Below are 17,189 nucleotides of genomic sequence, written 5' to 3' on the forward strand. Positions count from 1 at the left end.
ACTCACGGAAAAACGATCTTATGGACGGCCAGCGGGCCGTGTTCGAGCGAGGCATGCTAGCACAGCAACTTCTTCTATTTAGGGCGCCAGCTAGACCGAAACGATATATCAATATGCCGTCAGGTTTGTGTGAAAGCAGGCATCCCCTCCCCCATCCTGGTCAGCGTTGTGGTTCAGATCGGGTTGGGGCAATCGATGAATAGATGTTCCAGGGCAAAGCGCCGCGCCAGGTAATCGCCCAACGCCTGCACACCGTAGCGTTCGGTGGCGTGATGGCCGGCGGCGATGAAACTGATGTCGTTTTCGCGGGCGCTGTGAAAGGTCTGCTCGGAGGCTTCGCCGCTGAGGAACAGGTCGACACCCGCGGCAATCGCCTGGTCGATATAGCCCTGGCCGCCGCCGGTGCACCAGCCGACGCGCCGGATCATCTCGCTGCCTTCGATCAGCAAAGGCTCGCGGCCCATCACGTCCTGCACGCGGCGAGCGAAATCGCGGGGGGATAGCGGCTCGGCGAGGGAGCCCACCAGGCCGACGACCTTGAGGTTGTCCGGGTCCAGCGGGCCTTCGACGGTGATATCCAACTGGCGCGCCAGCTGCACGTTATTGCCGACGTCGGGGTGCAGGTCCAGCGGCAGGTGGTAGGCCAGCAGGCTAATGTCGTGCTTGAGCAGGGTTTTCAGACGACGCTGCTTCATGCCGGTGATGCACGGGTTTTCGCCTTTCCAGAAGTAACCGTGGTGCACCAGCACCAGGTCGGCCTGGGCTTCGACGGCGGCGTCCAGCAGCGCCTGGCTGGCGGTCACGCCGCTGACGATGCGCATCACCTGCGGACGACCCTCGACCTGTAGGCCATTGGGGCAGTAATCGGCAATTTTTGCACTGCCGAGGTAGCGGTCGGCTTCCTCGACGAGGGTGGTAAGGGGGACGGCCATGAAAGTCTCCTAAATATCCCGTTCAGAGGCGCGCTCAGCCTCGTATAATGCGCGACATTATGGGCGCTCCCCCGCCCCCTGCAACCTGTCAGGACTTACTTGATGCTCAAGGCGCTGCGTTTTTTTGGATGGCCATTGCTGGCCGGCGTGCTGATCGCGATGCTGATCATTCAGCGTTTCCCTCAGTGGGTGGGCTTACCCAGCCTTGATGTGAACCTGCAACAGGCCCCACAGACCACCACGGTGGTGCAAGGCCCGGTGACCTACGCCGACGCAGTGGTGATCGCCGCCCCGGCGGTGGTCAACCTGTACACCACCAAAGTCATCAACAAACCGGCGCATCCGCTGTTTGAAGACCCGCAATTCCGCCGCTATTTCGGTGACAACGGGCCCAAGCAGCGGCGCATGGAGTCCAGCCTGGGTTCCGGGGTGATCATGAGCCCTGAGGGCTACATCCTCACCAACAACCATGTGACCAGTGGCGCCGATCAGATTGTGGTGGCCCTGCGTGACGGCCGCGAAACCCTGGCCCGAGTGGTGGGCAGTGACCCGGAAACGGACCTGGCGGTGCTGAAGATCGACTTGAAGAACCTGCCGTCGATCACCCTCGGCCGTTCCGATGGCTTGCGCGTGGGCGATGTCGCACTGGCCATCGGCAACCCGTTCGGGGTTGGCCAGACGGTGACCATGGGCATCATCAGTGCCACCGGGCGTAACCAACTGGGTCTTAACAGCTACGAAGACTTTATCCAGACCGATGCCGCGATCAACCCGGGCAACTCCGGCGGCGCCCTGGTGGATGCCAATGGCAACCTGACCGGCATTAACACGGCGATTTTCTCCAAGTCCGGTGGTTCGCAAGGCATCGGATTTGCGATCCCGGTGAAGCTGGCGATGGAAGTGATGAAGTCGATCATCGAGCACGGCCAGGTAATTCGCGGCTGGCTGGGCATCGAAGTGCAACCGTTGACCAAAGAGCTGGCCGAATCGTTCGGCCTGACTGGGCGCCCAGGCATCGTGGTGGCGGGGATCTTCCGCGATGGCCCGGCGCAGAAGGCCGGCCTGCAATTGGGTGACGTGATTCTGAGCATCAACGGCGAACCGGCCGGCGACGGACGCAAGTCGATGAACCAAGTGGCGCGAATCAAACCGACGGATAAAGTCGCAATTCAGGTCATGCGCAATGGCAAAGAGATCAAGTTGTCAGCCGAGATCGGCCTGCGCCCACCGCCAGCCCCGGTAAAAGAAGAGGAATAACCGGCCGCCCCCAGGTGCCCGTTCGCGGGCACTTGCCAGCTGACATCTCATAGCGATTCATTCTCATTAGGCATGTTATATTGTTTCAATTAAATCATTGGAACGCTCTCTCATGCCGTCTCGAAAAATCGCTCCCATGGCCGGTCTGGCCCTGGGGTTGCTGCTGGACCCCGCATATGGCGAAGAAAACCGCCTGGAACTGGAAGCTATCAGCGTCACGACCGACGCTTATGAATCCGCCACCGGCCCGGTCACGGGCTACCGCGCCACCCGATCCGCCAGCGCGACCAAAACCGACACGGCCCTGCGTGACATCCCACAGTCCATCAGCGTGATTCCCGCCACGGTGCTCAAAGACCTGGGCAGTACCAACGTGGAACGCGCGCTGGAATTCGCCGGCGGGGTGTCCAAGCAAAACAACTTCGGCGGCCTGACCCTGTACGAATACAGCGTGCGCGGTTTCACCACCTCGGAGTTCTACCAGGATGGCTTCAGCGCCAACCGTGGCTACCCGAGCACGCCGGACACCGCCAATATCGAACGCATCGAGGTGCTCAAGGGCCCTGCCGCCAGCCTCTACGGGCGCGGCGATCCCGGCGGCACGGTGAATATCGTCACCAAAAAACCTCAACCCGAGGCCTTCACCACCCTGCAAGCCAGCGCAGGCAGTTGGGATCGTTATCGCACCGCACTGGACGTCAACACCCCACTAGCCAGCGAAGGCAACGTGCTGTCGAGGGTCAACCTGGCGGTGGAAGACAACCACAGTTTCCGCGATCACGTCGGCAGCAAGCGGGTGTTTGTCGCGCCGTCGTTCAGCTGGCAATTGGACCCGGATACCACCCTGCTGGTGGAAAGTGAATTCGTGCGCCACAGCTCTACCTTCGACCGCGGCATCGTCGACGCTCCCGGCGTATCGCGCCGCACGTTCCTCGGCGAGCCCAACGACGGCGATATCGACAACCACAACAACCGCCTGCAAGCGACCCTCGAACATCACCTCAACGACGCCTGGAAACTGCGCCTGGCCAGCCACTACAAACAAGGCAGCCTATGGGGCGATGCTTCGGAAAACCGGGCGCTGAATGCCGACGGTCATACCCTCAATCGCCGTTACCGCGAACGCTCCATGGGCTGGCATGACAGCATTACCCAGCTGGAACTGCGTGGCCTGTTCGACATCGGCAGTTGGCAGCACGAATTGCTGGTGGGCACCGAATACGAGGAGTACCGCAAGAGCGAACGCGTGACTGCGATCGCGGGCAGCTACCCCATAGGCCTCTACAATCCGGTCTACGGCCAACCCAAACCCAATGGCGCTCGCTCCGGCACTGACTTCTTCGAGCAGACTAAAAGCCACGCGTTGAACCTGCAGGACCAGATCATCTTCACCGAGCGCTTGCGCGGCATGATTGGCGCGCGCTTCGAGCACTTCGAACAAACCCTCGACGACTTCACTCGTAACGCCCCAACCAGTCGACAAACCCACGACGCCCTCACCCAGCGCGCCGGGCTGCTTTATCAGCTCACGCCCGAGGTCGGCGTGTTCGCCAACGCTTCAACCTCGTTCAAGCCCAATAGCGGCCTGGACGCCACGGGTAAAACCTTCAAGCCTGAAGAAGGCGTGGGTTATGAAGTGGGGATCAAGAGCGAACTGTTCGACGACCGCCTCAGCGCCACCCTGGCCGCGTTCCATATCGAAAAGGAAAACGTGCTGGCCCTGGACCCGGCCACCAATACCAACCGCGCCATGGGCAAGGCTCGCAGCCAGGGTTTCGACCTGCAGCTGAGCGGGCAAGTGACCGACGCGGTGCGCGTGATCGGCGCCTTGGCCTATATCGACGCCGAAGTGACCAAGGGTGACAAAACAATTCCGACGGGCAGCCGCATTCTCGGCGTGGCCAAGCGCAGCGGCAGTCTATTGGGGGTGTATGAATTCCAGGATGGCGCCTTGCGCGGCTCGGATATGGGCGCGGCGTTCACCTATGTGGGGGATCGCTCGGGTGAGGCCGGCGGTAGCTTTGAACTGCCCGCCTACCACACCGTCGATTTGCTGGCCCATTACAAGGCCACGCAAAACGTGACGGTGGGCCTGAACCTCAACAACCTGTTCGATGAAAAGTACTACGAGCGCTCCTACAGCAATTACTGGGTCAACCCCGGCGAACCGCGCAACCTCACGGTCAGCCTGACCCTCAATCTGTAACGCGCCTACAGTTGCTGCGGCGCGCGCTCGCACAGGGTATTGAGCGCCGCCGCCCACTGCGGGTCATCGTTCAGGCACGGCACCAATATCAGGTCCTCGCCCCCGGCTTCGCGGAATTGCTCACGGCCGCGGTCGCCGATCTCCTCCAGGGTCTCGATGCAATCGGCGACGAACGCCGGGCACATCACCAGCAGTTTTTTCACACCTTGCTGGGCCAGCGCCTCCAGGCGGGCCTCGGTGTAGGGTTCGATCCATTTCGCGCGACCCAGCCGCGACTGGAACGCCACCGACCACTTACCGTCGGGCAAGCCCAGCCGCGCAGCGAAATCACGGGCGACACTGAAGCACTGTGCGCGATAGCAGGTGGCGAGCACCTCAGGCGAGGCATTCTTGCAGCAGTCGGCATCCTTGAAGCAATGCTGGCCGGTGGGATCGAGCTTGGTCAGGTGCCGCTCGGGCAAGCCGTGGAAACTCAGCAGCAGGTGATCGTAATCCTGTTCCACATAGCGGCGCGCGCTCGCCGCCAATGCGTCGATGTACTCCGGCTGATCGTAGAACGGCTGCAGGATCGAAAACTGCACAGCCAGTTTCTTATCACGCACCACGCGCTGGGCCTCTTCGATCACCGTGGTCACGGTGCTGTCGGCAAACTGCGGGTACAACGGCGCCAGCGTGACTTTGCGGATACCCTGGGCGGCCAGGCGCGTCAGGGTGGTTTCCAGGGAGGGCTCGCCGTAACGCATCGCCAACTCCACCGGGCCTTGGGTCCACTGCGCGGTCATTTGCGCTTGCAGGCGACGGCTGAGCACCACCAACGGCGAGCCCTCGTCCCACCAGATCGATGCGTAGGCATGGGCCGACTGCTCTGGGCGCTTGATCAGGATCAGCGACACCAGCAGGCGTCGCACCGGCCATGGCAAGTCGATCACATAAGGGTCCATCAAAAACTGATTGAGGTAGCTGCGCACATCGGCCACCGAAGTGGACGCCGGTGAACCCAGGTTGACCAGTAACAACGCGTGATCCGTCATGCAACATCCTATCTCTAGAGGCGGGTGGACAAGTCGTCCAGAGCCGCGCGCAACTCAGTGAACTGGAAAGTGAAACCGGCCGCCAGCAAACGTTCCGGTACGGCCTTCTGGCCGCCCAACAACAACCCCGACAACTCGCCCAGCCCCACCTTCAACGCGAAGGCCGGCATGGGCATGAATGCCGGGCGATGCAACACTTGGCCCAGGGTCTTGGCGAACTCGCGGTTACGCACCGGGTGCGGCGCGCACGCATTATAAGGACCGTTGGCGTCTTGCTTGTGCAGAAGAAAATCAATCAGGGCAATTTGATCCTGGATATGCACCCACGGCATCCACTGCCGGCCATTGCCGATAGGCCCGCCCAGCCCCAGTTTGAACGGCAGCAGCAACCGCGACAAAAAGCCGCCCTCGGCAGCCAGTACCAGACCAGTGCGCACCAGTACCACGCGGATGCCCAGGGCTTCGGCGCGCTGGGCGGTTTCTTCCCAGGCGATGCACAGCTGGCTGGGGAAGTCGTCCTGCACCGGGCCACTGGCTTCGGTCAATTCGCGCTCGCCGCCGTCGCCGTACCAACCCACCGCCGAACCGGACACCAGCACTGCCGGTTTCTGCTCAAGGCCTTCGAGCCAGGCCAGCAAAGTTTCGGTAAGACTGATGCGGCTGCTCCACAACAGCGCCTTGCGCTTGTGAGTCCAGGGGCGGTCGGCGATGGGCGCGCCGGCCAGGTTGACCACCGCATCTACCGCGCCGATCACCTCTTCCAGGCGCGCAACGCCCAGTACTTGCGCGCCGCACAGCGACGCCACTTCCTCAGGATGACGGCTCCACACGGTCAGACGATGACCCTGGGCCAGCCAGTGTTGGCAGAGTTGGCGACCGATCAAGCCGGTACCGCCGGTCAGCAAAATATGCATGGGACGCTCCTCATGTAACGTTCGCCGCCGATCACTGGTCTATTTTATAAGCAGGGATCAATTCGAAGTCGGGCGTGGCGTAGGGTTAACCATAGGCCACGTCAACGGTTCAGGTACGCCAAAACTTATACCAAAAAACAATATTGTACAGCTATTGGTCTCGGCGTAGCCTGTACCCAACGGTAAATGAGGCCCACCATGACTCTACCCATCGCGATTATCGGTACCGGCATCGCCGGACTTTCCGCCGCCCGAGCGTTAAAAGAGGCCGGGCACCTTGTACAACTCTTCGATAAAAGCCGCGGCAGCGGCGGACGCATGTCCAGCAAACGCAGCGATGCCGGTGCGCTCGACATGGGCGCCCAGTACTTCACCGCCCGCGACCGGCGCTTCGCCACCGAGGTGCAACGCTGGCAGACGCAGGGCGTGGTCGATCAGTGGCAACCACAGCTTTATCAATTCAAGTCCGGCCAGCTCACCCCCTCACCCGATGAGCAGGTGCGCTGGGTCGGTACACCGCGTATGAGTGCGATCACCCGCGCATTGCTGGATGATTTGCCGGTGCAATTCGGCTGCCGCATCACCGAGGTGTTCCAAGGCAAACATCATTGGAACCTGCAGGACGCCGACGGCGGCAATCACGGGCCGTTCAGCCATGTCATCATCGCCACGCCCGCGCCCCAGGCCACTGCCCTGCTGGCAGCCGCGCCCAAACTGGCGGGCGTCGCCGCCGGTGTGAAAATGGACCCTACCTGGGCCGTGGCCCTGGCCTTCGACACCCCGCTGGACACCCCAATGGAGGGCTGCTTCGTACAGGACAGCCCCCTCGACTGGCTGGCGCGCAACCGCAGCAAGCCCGGGCGCGACACCACCCTCGACACCTGGGTGCTGCACGCCACCAGCGCGTGGAGCAAGGCTCATCTGGACCTGTCCAAAGAAGCGGTCACCGAATACCTGCACGGCGCGTTCGCCGAACTGCTGCACAGCGCCATGCCCGCGCCGTCGTTCAGCCTGGCGCATCGCTGGCTGTACGCGCGACCGTCCAGCGCCCATGAATTCGGCGTGCTCGCCGATGCCGACCTAGGCTTGTACGTATGCGGTGACTGGTGCTTGTCCGGCCGTGTGGAAGGCGCCTGGCTCAGCGGGCAAGAAGCAGCGCGACGGCTGATCGAGCATCTGCAATGAACCGCATCAACCCGGCCAAATTGCTGCTGTCGAAGTGGACAGCAGCACACCCCCAAAACAAGGAAAAGCATTTTCTGGTCACCGAACTGTTTCGTGACGAAGAAGGCACCGTGTTGGAAATCGAGCTGCAAGCGGTCATGACGCGCCGGGGTGAACGCCTGCCGTGGCAAACCCTGCAAGACGCCGGGGCGTGGAAAATCGGCTGGCAATAATCTCAGCGTAAAAACTTATACAAATGATTTGACTTGTACAGCATCAAACCTATGATGAGATTTAGTTGTACAGGCACTCTTGTTTGTATAGGAATTTTGCAGAGGTTTGCTCATGTCCAGCATCACCAAACCGAAGATCGCCATCAGCGCCTGCCTGCTGGGCGAGAACGTGCGCTTCAATGGCGGACATAAACAATCCCTGCTCTGTTGCCAGACCCTCGCCGATTATTTCGACTTTGTGCCGCTGTGCCCGGAAGTCGCCATCGGCCTGGGCATCCCCCGTGAACCGATCCGTCTGGTGGGCGACCCTGCCCAGCCGCAAGCCGTCGGCACGGTGAACCGTGCCCTCAACGTGACCCAGCCGCTGGACGATTACGGCCGGCAGATGGCGCGCGAGCATACCGACCTGTGCGGTTACATCTTTATGCAGAAGTCCCCGTCCTGTGGCCTGGAGCGGGTCAAGGTGTATCGCGAGAACGGCACACCGGTGGATGGCGGCGGTCGCGGCATCTATGCCCAGGCGTTTTGCGCGCGCCACCCCAACTTGCCGGTGGAAGAAGACGGTCGCTTGAATGACCCGGTCCTGCGGGAAAACTTCCTCACCCGCGTATTCGTCTATGCCAGCTGGCAAGCACTGCTGGCCGAAGGTTTGAGCCGTCATCGCTTGCTGGCCTTTCATTCTCGGTACAAGTACTTGTTGATGGCTCACAGCCCGCAGCACTACAAAAGCCTCGGTCACCTGTTAGGCACGATGGATAAAAGTACCGAGCTGGATGAGCTGGCCAGCGTTTACTTCACTGAGCTGATGACCGGCCTGAAAAAATGCGCCACCCGCGGCACCCACAGCAATGTGCTGCAGCACATCAGCGGCTACCTGAAACAGGTGATCAGCGCCGACGACAAACAGGAAATGCAGACCGTCATCGGCCAATACCGCCACGGCATCGTGCCGCTGGTGGTGCCGCTGACGTTGCTCAAGCACCACTTTCGTCAACACCCGGACCGCTACATTGCGCAGCAGGCGTACTTGCAGCCGCACCCGGAAAATCTCAGCCTGCGAAATGCGATCTAACCCATGAAAAGCGTCATGAACGCCGTCCTCCAAGACGAACCCGGCGAAGACATCGCCCAAGCCCTTGAAGACGGCTGGCTGCCGATCCGTGAAGTGGCGCGCCAGACCGGCGTCAACGCCGTAACCCTGCGCGCCTGGGAACGCCGTTATGGTTTGATCGTGCCGCAGCGCACGCCCAAGGGGCATCGGCTGTTCAGTGCCGAGCATGTGCAACGTATCCACACCATCCTGACCTGGCTTAACCGCGGCGTGCCCGTCAGCCAGGTGAAAAACCTGATCGACTCCGCCCAGATCACCCCCGACAGCGTTGCCAACGAATGGCAGAGTCTGCGCCAGACATTGGTGCAGGCCATCAGCGACTTGGCCGAGCGCCGGGTCGACGATGCCTTTAACCAGGCCATGGCGCTGTACCCGCCGCGCACTTTGTGCGAGCAACTGCTGCTACCGCTGATCCAGGAACTGGAGCAACGCTGGCAGGGCCAGTTCGGCGCGCAGATGGAGCGGGTGTTTTTGCTGTCGTGGCTGCGTAGCAAGTTTGGCGCGCGCATTTACCACAACAATCGGCAATTGCACGGTGCGCCGCTACTGCTGATCAACCAGTCCGACTTGCCGCTGGAGCCGCATCTGTGGCTCAGCGCCTGGCTGGCCAGCAGCGCCGATTGCCCGGTGGAAGTGTTCGACTGGCCGCTGCCGGCCGGCGAATTGGCCCTGGCGGTGGAGCACCTCAAACCGCGCGCCGTGCTGCTGTATTCGAGCAAAGCCTTGCAACTGCCGGCCTTCGCCAAACTACTGGGCGGTGTTGATTGCCCGACACTGCTGGTCGGCCCCACGGTGAGTATTCATCAGGCCGAGCTGGCGTTATTGAGCCATGACCTTGCGGATCTGTCCCTCGCCGAAGACCCGTTGTCGGCCCACCAGCTTATGCTCCATCGTGGACTCGTCTAAATGCATCTGATCTGGCTGCGCACCGACTTGCGCTTTCACGACAATACCGCCCTGGCCGCTGCGAGCCAGCGCGGCCCGCTGGCAGCGGTGTACCTGATCACGCCCGAACAATGGCTGGCCCACGATGACGCGCCGTGCAAAGTGGATTTCTGGCTGCGTAACCTGCGGGACTTGAGCCGGTCCTTGGGCGAACTCAACATCCCGTTGCTGATCCGCACCGCCGCCACCTGGGACCAGGCACCCGCCGTGCTCCGCCAATTGTGCGGCGAGTTGGGAGTGGCGTCGGTGCACGTCAACGAGGAATACGGCATTCATGAAAGCCGCCGAGATGCGGCGGTGGCCACGGCGCTGGAAGCCGATGGGGTGACCTTCCACAGCTACCTGGATCAATTGTTTTTCCAACCCGGCAGTGTGCTGACCAAAAGCGGCACGTATTTCCAGGTGTTCAGTCAGTTCCGCAAAGTCTGCTACACCCGTCTGCACAGCGCCCTGCCGCACCTGGTGAGCACGCCCAAGGCCCAGGCAAAACTGGCGATCAAAAGCGACGCCGTGCCAGCCACCGTCGATGGCTTCGAACCGCCGAGCGAACGCCTACGCGCCCTCTGGCCTGCCGGTGAAGACGAAGCCCGACGCCGCCTGGAAACCTTCGCCGATGCGCAGATCAGCTATTACAAGGACGAGCGCGATTTCCCGGCCAAACCCGGCACCAGCCAGTTGTCTGCCTACCTGGCCGCCGGCGTGGTCTCGCCGCGCCAATGCTTGCACGCGGCGCTGCAAACCAATCAGGGCGAGTTCGAAAGCGGCGATATCGGGGCGATCACCTGGATCAACGAACTGCTGTGGCGTGAGTTCTACAAACACATTCTGGTGGGCTACCCTCGGGTGTCCCGTCACCGCGCCTTCCGCCCCGAAACCGAAGCCGTGGCCTGGCGCGATGCGCCCAAGGACCTGGCGGCCTGGCAAGAGGCGCGCACCGGTCTGCCGATCATCGACGCGGCGATGCGCCAGTTGCTTGAAACCGGCTGGATGCATAACCGCCTGCGCATGGTGGTGGCGATGTTCCTGACCAAGAATCTGTTGATCGATTGGCGCGAAGGCGAACGGTTCTTCATGCGCCATCTGATCGACGGCGACTTGGCCGCCAATAATGGCGGCTGGCAGTGGAGCTCTTCCACCGGCACCGACTCGGCGCCGTACTTCCGGATTTTCAGCCCGCTGAGCCAATCGGAAAAATTCGACAGCGAAGGCGTGTTCATCAAGCACTGGCTGCCGGAACTGGCCGCGCTGAATAAAAAGGAAGTCCACAACCCCGACGCGGTTGGCGGACTGTTTGGCGTGGCGGATTACCCGCGCGCCATTGTCGATTTGAAAAAATCCCGCGAGCGCGCCCTGGCGGCGTTCCGCAGTCTGCCGTCGCGCGAAGCGGTAGGAGGTGCCCATGAGTGATTTCCTGCGCCGTTTCGCCCAGACCTTCGCCACCCTGGACAAGCACAACCTGCACTTGCTCGACAGTCTGTACAGCAAGGACATCACCTTCACCGATCCGCTTCACGAAGTGCACGGCTTGACCGCGCTGCACCGCTATTTCGAGTCGCTGTACGGCAACGTCAGCCAGTTACGCTTCGATTTCCACGGTTTCGATCAGGTCGCCGAGGGCGAAGGCTACCTGCGCTGGAAAATGAGCTTCTGCCACCCGCGCCTGGCCAGTGGCAAGGTCATCCGCGTGGAAGGCTGCTCACACCTGATGTGGCGTGAAACGGTGTACCGCCATCGGGATTATTTCGATGCCGGGGCACTGCTGTACGAACACCTGCCCGTGTTGGGCAAGGTGATCAGCTGGCTGAAAAGGAGAGTGGGATGAACGCAGTGACGCCTCGTCGTTATTGGCTGACTGGCGCCAGCAGTGGCATCGGCGCCGCGCTGGCCGTGGAGCTGCTCAACAGCGGCGCCCAGGTGGCGTTGAGCTCGCGCACCAAAGAGCCGCTGGAGGCGTTGGCGCAGCGTTACCCTGGTCAAGTGCTGGTGGTGGCCGGCGACCTGACCAACAGCCAGACCGTGCGCGAAATCGGCGAGCACATCGCTCAGGTGTGGGGTGCGCTGGACACAGTGATCCTCAACGCCGGCACGTGCGAATACGTGGACGCCCGCCAGTTCGACTCATCGATCATCGAGCACGTCGTGCGCACCAACCTGCTGGCCAGCAGTTACTGCATCGAAGCCGCCCTGCCGTTGCTGCGCGCCGGGCTCACGCCGCACCTGGTGGGCGTCGCCAGCGCCGTGACTTACCTGCCAATGCCACGTGCCGAGGCGTACGGTGCGTCCAAGGCCGGCCTGCGCTACTTGTTCGAATCGCTGCGCATCAGCCTGTCGCCGGAGAACATCGACGTTACCGTGATCAGCCCAGGCTTTGTCGACACGCCCCTGACCGAACGCAACGACTTCCCGATGCCCCTGAGCTGGCCCGCCGACAAAGCCGCGCGGCATATCTTCGCCAAGCTGAGCAAGCGCCCGTTGGAGATCGCCTTCCCCGCGCTGTTTATCGCCACCTTGTGGCCGTTGTCGAAACTGCCCAACCGCGCGCAATTGATCATCGGCAAACGCATGTTGCGCAGCCCACCGCCGAAGAAGGACGACCTGTGAAGATCGCCATTATCGGTAGCGGTATCGCCGGGCTGACCAGCGCCTATCTGCTCAGCCGCAGCCACGACATCACCCTGTTCGAAGCGGGCGACCGCATCGGCGGGCATACCCATACGGTCAACGTGACGGTGGAGGGCCAACCCTACGCGGTGGACACCGGTTTTATCGTGTTCAACGACTGGACCTACCCCAACTTCATTCGGTTACTGGGGCAGATCGGCGTGGCGTTCAAACCCACCGAGATGAGTTTTTCGGTGTGCGACGAGCGCACCCGGTTCGAGTACAACGGCAACAACCTCAACAGCCTGTTCGCCCAGCGCCGCAATATCCTCTCGCCAGGCTTCTGGGGCATGTTGCGCGACATCCTGCGCTTCAACCGCCAGGCTCCGCTGGATCTGCAAGAACAACGGATCAGCGCCGATATGACCCTGGGCGACTACCTCACTGCCGGCGGTTACGGTGAGCGCTTCGTGCGTCATTACATCGTGCCGATGGGGGCAGCGATCTGGTCGATGTCACTGGCGGACATGTTGGGGTTTCCGTTGCAGTTCTTTGTACGGTTCTTCAAGAACCACGGCTTGTTGTCGGTGAACAATCGCCCGCAATGGTGCGTGATCGAAGGCGGCTCCAGCGCTTATATCGAACCGCTGACGCGCGGTTTTCGTGAGCGGATCCGCCTGAACTGCCCTGTGCATAAAGTCGAACGCAACGAGGACGGTGTGGTTATCCACAGCGCGGCCGGTAGCGAGACGTTCGATCGGGTGGTGTTCGCCTGCCATAGCGATCAGGCCCTGGCGTTGCTCGGCGACCCGAGCCAGGCCGAGCAGGAAATCCTCGGCGCCCTGCCCTACGCCGACAACGACGTAGTGCTGCACACCGACACGCGCCTGCTGCCCGACCGCAGGCTGGCCTGGGCCAGTTGGAACTACCGGCTGACCGGCGACAGTCAGGCCCAGGCCGCCGTGACCTACGACATGAACATCCTGCAAGGCATCGACAGCACCACGACCTTTTGCGTCAGCCTCAACCAGACGGCGGTGATCAACCCGCTGAAGATCCTCGCGCGCTTTACCTATGCCCACCCGCAATACAGCCTGGCCGCCGTCGCCGCCCAGCAGCGCTGGGAAGAACTGAACGGCGCCCGACATACCCATTATTGCGGTGCCTATTGGGCCAACGGGTTCCATGAAGACGGCGTGGTCAGCGCCCTGCGCGTGGCGCAAGCCTTTGGAGAAACCCTGTGAACAGCGCCCTGTACAGCGGCTGGATTGCCCACCGCCGATTTGCGCCCAAGGCTCATGCCTTTCGCTACCGCATCGGCCTGCTGTACCTGGATTTGAGCGAAGAAGACCAAGTGCTCGGGCTCTCGCCCCTGGCCGGGCGTAGCCGCCTGGCGCCCTTCGGTTTTCGCCAGCAGGATTACCTGCGTGAGTTGACCGGCCACGGCATCAGCCTGAGCGATGCCGTGCGCCAGGAAGTCGGCAAGGCGCTGGGGCGCACACCCCAGGGCGTTATCTGCCTACTGACCCAGGCTCGCAGTTGGGGCCTGGCTTTTAATCCGGTGAGTTTCTTCTACTGTTTCGAGGCCGATGGGCAATTGGCCGCGATCCTGTGTGAAGTAACCAACACCCCTTGGCGCGAACGCTACCACTACGTGCTGCCGGCCCAGGCACTGGGCGCGGACGAGCACCAGCATTTCGCCGTGGCCAAGGCGTTCCATGTATCGCCGTTCCTGCCGCGGGACCTGGAATACCGCATGAGCTTCAGCCCGCCCGCCGAGCGGCTTGGCGTGCATATGGCCGACTGGCAGGGCGAGCTGAAAGTCTTCGACGCCACCCTGAGCCTGCACAAAGAGGCGCTGACCCGCGCCAGTCTGCACCGCTACCTGGGACGTTTTCCGTGGATGACCGCCAAGACCTGCCTGGCCATTTACTGCCAGGCCCTGCGCCTGTTGCTCAAACGCACACCGATTTTCTCCCACCGGGCCGCCGATGGCGCCTCTCGCACCGCCGTCGGGTATACCAAGGAACATCGCCATGAAATCCCCTAGCTTATCGGTCAAGGCCAGCCGCCTGAACGTCAACGGCATGACCACCGCGCTGCTGCGCAAGGGTGTGCTGCGTCAACTCAGCCAATTGCGCCATGGCCAGTTGGTGGTGATCGAGGACGGTGAACGCCAAGTGTTCGGCGCACGGGAAGCGCACCTGTTGGGGGAAATCCAGATCGTCGATCCGGCCGTGTGGGGCCTGGTGGCGGCCAACGGTTCGATCGGCGCCGGCGAAGCGTTTATCCATGGCTACTGGACCAGCCCGGACCTGACCGCCGTGGTGCGGGTGATGGTCAGCAACCTGGACGTACTCGACGCGCTGGAAGGTGGCCTGGCCCGCCTCGCCCGCCCGCTGACTCAGAGCCTGCACTGGCTCAACCGCAATACGCGCGAGGGCTCGCAAAAAAACATCGCCGCCCACTACGACCTGGGCAATGAGCTGTTCGAACAATTCCTCGACCCGACCATGATGTACTCGGCGGCGCAATTTCTGACGGCCGACGACACCCTGGAACAGGCGCAACTGAACAAACTGGAGCGTATCTGCCAGAAGCTTGCCCTCAAACCCAGCGACCATTTGCTGGAGATCGGCACCGGCTGGGGCAGCATGGCGCTGTATGCCGCGCAGCACTATGGCTGCAAGGTCACCACCACGACCCTGTCCAAAGAACAATTTGCGTACACCGAACAACGCATACAGGCGTTGGGCCTGCAAGATCAGGTCACCCTGCTGCTAAGGGATTATCGCGATCTCACGGGCGAGTACGACAAACTGGTGTCCATCGAGATGATCGAGGCTGTGGGTCATCGCTTTCTGCCCACCTACTTCAAGCAATGTGCACAGTTGCTCAAGCGCGACGGCCTGATGTTGCTGCAAGCCATCACCATCCGCGAACAGCGTTTCGAGCAAGCCAAACGCAGCGTGGATTTTATCCAGCGCTACATCTTCCCCGGCGGCGCCCTGCCCTCGGTACAGAACATGCTGCAGATCGTCAGCCGCGACACCGATATGAACTTGCTGCACATGGAAGACTTCGGTCTGCACTACGCAAAAACCCTGCGCCTGTGGCATGAGAATTTTCGCCGCGCCCATGGCCGCCTGACAGAACTGGGCTACGACGAGTACTTCCTGCGGCTGTGGGAGTTCTACCTGTGCTACTGCGAAGGTGGCTTTATGGAGCGCACCATCGGCACGGCCCAGTTGCTGCTGGCCAAACCGGCGGCGATCAACCCTCCGCTGCTCGGCCGTTTCAATGCTTAAAAACCTGGCCAACGCCGCGCTGTTCCAGTGCGGCTGGTTTGCCTGCGTGCTGGGCGGCGACGGCCCCTGGTTGCTGATTGGCGTGGCGGTGCTGGCCGTTCATCTGCTGTGGATAAGTTCTTGGGCAAAGGATGGCGCGCTGATCATTGGCGTGACTGTGGCGGGCACGCTGCTGGACACGTTACTGCGAGCGCTGGGTGTGTTTCAGTTCAGCGAACCAGGGCCGTTGATCCCGTTTTGGCTGATGCTGCTGTGGGCGCTGCTGGCCACCACGTTGCGTCATTGCCTGGCATGGAGCGCACGCCCCTGGTGGCGAGCCGCCGTATTAGGCGCAGTGGGCGGGCCGCTGTCGTATTACGCCGGCAGCCAGTTGGCAGGCGTGGAATTCGGCTTTGACGTGGCGCCCACGCTGATCGGGCTGGCGCTGCTGTGGGCAGTGGTCTTTGTCGGGCTGCATCGATTGGCGCGCTGACGTCTGTCAGACCTTTCACACCCGAGACTCGCCCATGCCTTACACTGCGCGCCTATGACCAACATCCCCCACATCCAAATCGCTGAACCCGCCGTCACCTGCTCTACGTGTGCGGCGTGCTGCTGCCAGCTGGAAGTCATGCTGATTACCGATACGGGCGTGCCTGAGCGCTATATCGCCACAGACGATTGGGGCGGTGAAGTGATGCTGCGCCTGGACGACGGCTGGTGTGCGGCGCTGGATCGGGACACGATGATGTGTACGATTTACGAGCGGCGTCCGCTGATTTGTCGGGAATTCGAGATGGGCGCACCGGAGTGCCTGGAAGAACGCCAGGGAATTGCGACGGCGTATATCTGATCGCAATGCGGGAGGGCACAAGCCGCCCCCGCAGCGTTTTGCAATGCAGGTGATTACAACGGCATGGTGTAGTGCAGCGCGTAGCTCTCTACCCCATCGTTGTTGCTGCTGATACCGGCGTTGGAATAATGGGTGGCGCGAATGCCCACTTCATGCCCACCGGTAAAGCGCAGCCCGAAACCCAAACGGTCTTCGAACTGAAAAGCCTGGCCGATGTTGTTGTCTTCCAGCTTGGTACGGGAGAACACCGCAACGCCGATGCCGGCCTCAATGTACGGTTTGACCGATTGCCCGGCAAATTCGTACACAAACACCGGTGAGAACGACAGACTGCTGACGCCTGCGCGGTCATCACCTTCCCAGTACGTGTAAGCACCGCTCCAGTAACCGGTCAGGCGACCTACATCGCTTTGCATCCAACTCTTATCCCAATCCGAAGTCAGCCCCAGGCGGTATGTCAACGTCGAATCGCTGGTGGCCCCCAGACCGAATTCGAGGCCGGCGGCCTGCGCCGAGAACGAGTGTCCTACAACGGCGGCCGCAATCGCAGCCAAACAGAACAAGCGCTTCATTAAACGTTCCTTCCGAACAAGTTTGTATGGTGTTTTTGTACAAGCAATCTCGCTATAGAAGCCTGCGCAGAGTCAGAAGTTCA

At 61.7% G+C, this 17,189-nt stretch carries 18 protein-coding genes; 14 read left to right on the top strand and 4 right to left on the bottom strand.

From position 1 onward, the window contains the following. Positions 1-173: 173 nt before the first annotated feature. Positions 174-932: a Nif3-like dinuclear metal center hexameric protein gene (locus ACFZPT_RS19260; RefSeq protein WP_034095806.1), complete on the bottom strand. Its 759-nt coding sequence runs from the start codon at positions 930-932 to the stop codon at positions 174-176. A gap of 102 nt (positions 933-1,034) precedes the next feature. On the opposite strand from ACFZPT_RS19260, the gene algW reads away from it, so the two are divergent. After that, complete coding sequence (gene algW / locus ACFZPT_RS19265) at positions 1,035-2,189, top strand: Do family serine endopeptidase AlgW (RefSeq protein ID WP_034095805.1); 1,155 nt, start codon at positions 1,035-1,037, stop codon at positions 2,187-2,189. A 112-nt stretch (positions 2,190-2,301) separates the two neighbouring features. Next, on the top strand, positions 2,302-4,395 hold the full coding sequence (locus ACFZPT_RS19270; RefSeq protein WP_099313220.1) for a TonB-dependent siderophore receptor: 2,094 nt from the start codon (positions 2,302-2,304) through the stop codon (positions 4,393-4,395). Positions 4,396-4,400: 5 nt separating this feature from the next. Here the strand turns inward: ACFZPT_RS19270 and hemH are convergent, their stop codons facing one another. Both hemH and ACFZPT_RS19280 read right to left on the bottom strand, forming a co-directional pair. Beyond that, a complete protein-coding gene (hemH, locus tag ACFZPT_RS19275) occupies positions 4,401-5,426 on the bottom strand; it encodes a ferrochelatase (RefSeq protein WP_034095803.1) in 1,026 nt (341 codons plus the stop codon). Positions 5,427-5,440: 14 nt separating this feature from the next. After that, positions 5,441-6,340, bottom strand: coding sequence for a TIGR01777 family oxidoreductase (locus ACFZPT_RS19280; protein ID WP_034111701.1), 900 nt, complete (start codon positions 6,338-6,340; stop codon positions 5,441-5,443). A gap of 198 nt (positions 6,341-6,538) precedes the next feature. Between ACFZPT_RS19280 and ACFZPT_RS19285 the strand changes: the two genes are divergently transcribed. From ACFZPT_RS19285 to ACFZPT_RS19340, 12 genes are all read left to right on the top strand, one after another. Continuing rightward, the gene (locus ACFZPT_RS19285; protein ID WP_034095801.1) at positions 6,539-7,525 is read left to right on the top strand and encodes an NAD(P)/FAD-dependent oxidoreductase; all 987 of its coding nucleotides are present in this window, start codon (positions 6,539-6,541) and stop codon (positions 7,523-7,525) included. Continuing rightward, a complete protein-coding gene (locus ACFZPT_RS19290) occupies positions 7,522-7,737 on the top strand; it encodes a TIGR02450 family Trp-rich protein (RefSeq protein WP_047881679.1) in 216 nt (71 codons plus the stop codon). Before ACFZPT_RS19285 ends, ACFZPT_RS19290 begins: the two co-directional genes overlap by 4 nt. 112 nt (positions 7,738-7,849) lie before the next feature. Continuing rightward, positions 7,850-8,809, top strand: a complete 960-nt coding sequence (locus ACFZPT_RS19295) for a DUF523 and DUF1722 domain-containing protein (RefSeq protein ID WP_034095799.1) — start codon at positions 7,850-7,852, stop codon at positions 8,807-8,809. A gap of 15 nt (positions 8,810-8,824) precedes the next feature. Beyond that, the gene (locus ACFZPT_RS19300) at positions 8,825-9,754 is read left to right on the top strand and encodes a MerR family transcriptional regulator (RefSeq protein ID WP_379555549.1); all 930 of its coding nucleotides are present in this window, start codon (positions 8,825-8,827) and stop codon (positions 9,752-9,754) included. Further along, positions 9,755-11,200: a deoxyribodipyrimidine photo-lyase gene (gene phrB, locus ACFZPT_RS19305; RefSeq protein ID WP_099313223.1), complete on the top strand. Its 1,446-nt coding sequence runs from the start codon at positions 9,755-9,757 to the stop codon at positions 11,198-11,200. Beyond that, positions 11,193-11,615 (top strand): nuclear transport factor 2 family protein, encoded by a 423-nt coding sequence (locus ACFZPT_RS19310; protein WP_034095796.1) that lies wholly within the window; start codon positions 11,193-11,195, stop codon positions 11,613-11,615. The genes phrB and ACFZPT_RS19310 overlap by 8 nt, the downstream gene beginning before the upstream one ends. Then, on the top strand, positions 11,612-12,394 hold the full coding sequence (locus ACFZPT_RS19315) for an SDR family oxidoreductase (RefSeq protein ID WP_034095795.1): 783 nt from the start codon (positions 11,612-11,614) through the stop codon (positions 12,392-12,394). Before ACFZPT_RS19310 ends, ACFZPT_RS19315 begins: the two co-directional genes overlap by 4 nt. Next, positions 12,391-13,638: an NAD(P)/FAD-dependent oxidoreductase gene (locus ACFZPT_RS19320; protein ID WP_379555548.1), complete on the top strand. Its 1,248-nt coding sequence runs from the start codon at positions 12,391-12,393 to the stop codon at positions 13,636-13,638. Before ACFZPT_RS19315 ends, ACFZPT_RS19320 begins: the two co-directional genes overlap by 4 nt. Next, positions 13,635-14,444: a DUF1365 domain-containing protein gene (locus tag ACFZPT_RS19325; RefSeq protein WP_379555547.1), complete on the top strand. Its 810-nt coding sequence runs from the start codon at positions 13,635-13,637 to the stop codon at positions 14,442-14,444. The genes ACFZPT_RS19320 and ACFZPT_RS19325 overlap by 4 nt, the downstream gene beginning before the upstream one ends. After that, positions 14,431-15,702, top strand: a complete 1,272-nt coding sequence (locus ACFZPT_RS19330; RefSeq protein WP_034136804.1) for a cyclopropane-fatty-acyl-phospholipid synthase family protein — start codon at positions 14,431-14,433, stop codon at positions 15,700-15,702. The genes ACFZPT_RS19325 and ACFZPT_RS19330 overlap by 14 nt, the downstream gene beginning before the upstream one ends. Next, positions 15,695-16,174: a DUF2878 domain-containing protein gene (locus ACFZPT_RS19335; RefSeq protein ID WP_034095791.1), complete on the top strand. Its 480-nt coding sequence runs from the start codon at positions 15,695-15,697 to the stop codon at positions 16,172-16,174. The genes ACFZPT_RS19330 and ACFZPT_RS19335 overlap by 8 nt, the downstream gene beginning before the upstream one ends. Before the next feature lie 54 nt (positions 16,175-16,228). Further along, positions 16,229-16,534 (top strand): YkgJ family cysteine cluster protein, encoded by a 306-nt coding sequence (locus ACFZPT_RS19340; RefSeq protein WP_034095790.1) that lies wholly within the window; start codon positions 16,229-16,231, stop codon positions 16,532-16,534. A 53-nt stretch (positions 16,535-16,587) separates the two neighbouring features. On the opposite strand, the gene ACFZPT_RS19345 is transcribed toward ACFZPT_RS19340, so the two are convergent. Beyond that, positions 16,588-17,106 (bottom strand): acyloxyacyl hydrolase, encoded by a 519-nt coding sequence (locus ACFZPT_RS19345; RefSeq protein WP_379555545.1) that lies wholly within the window; start codon positions 17,104-17,106, stop codon positions 16,588-16,590. Between the last annotated feature and the right edge of the window lie 83 nt (positions 17,107-17,189).

This window comes from Pseudomonas sp. MD330_10 (assembly GCF_042610415.1).
Lineage (GTDB): Bacteria > Pseudomonadota > Gammaproteobacteria > Pseudomonadales > Pseudomonadaceae > Aquipseudomonas > Aquipseudomonas rhodesiae.